We start from the raw sequence: 581 nt of genomic DNA, 5'->3' as shown, positions 1-581 counted from the left end.
TTTCTCTTCCTCCGGGTACTTAGATGTTTCAGTTCTCCGGGTGTGCCTTCTCATATACTATGTATTCATATATGGATAACATGACATAACTCATGCTGGGTTTCCCCATTCGGAGATCTCTGGATCAGGGCTTACTTACAGCTCCCCAGAGCATATCGTCGTTAGTAACGTCCTTCGTCGGCTTCTAGTGCCAAGGCATCCACCGTGCGCCCTTAATAACTTAATCTGTTATTAATAATGTGATGTCTGTATAAATACAGACGCGCGATTTCTTCAAGAATTCAGTAAATGAACTCACTCGGTTTTGCTTGGTAAAATCTTTTTTCTTCTTACTTTATCTAGTTTTCAAAGTACAATCTGAATGAACTGAACCGTTAGGTTCGATGAACATTCAAAACTGAATACAATATGTCAATGTTAATCCCTAAGAGACATCGGGTGTCTCTTTTCCGTAATATCCTTAGAAAGGAGGTGATCCAGCCGCACCTTCCGATACGGCTACCTTGTTACGACTTCACCCCAATCATCTGTCCCACCTTCGACGGCTAGCTCCTGTAAAGGTTACTCCACCGGCTTCGGGT

General features: G+C 42.9%; 2 rRNA genes. Both read right to left on the bottom strand.

The annotated features are described in order from the left end of the window. Nucleotides 1-226 (bottom strand): 23S ribosomal RNA (locus ERX29_RS10765); the annotation flags it as partial. Between the two features lie 238 nt (nt 227-464). After that, a 16S ribosomal RNA gene (locus ERX29_RS10760) occupies nt 465-581 on the bottom strand; the annotation flags it as partial.

The sequence above is a fragment of the Macrococcus lamae genome (assembly GCF_004359545.1).
GTDB classification, from domain to species: Bacteria; Bacillota; Bacilli; order Staphylococcales; family Staphylococcaceae; genus Macrococcus; species Macrococcus lamae.
This window is presented reverse-complemented; position numbering and strand designations above follow the sequence as displayed.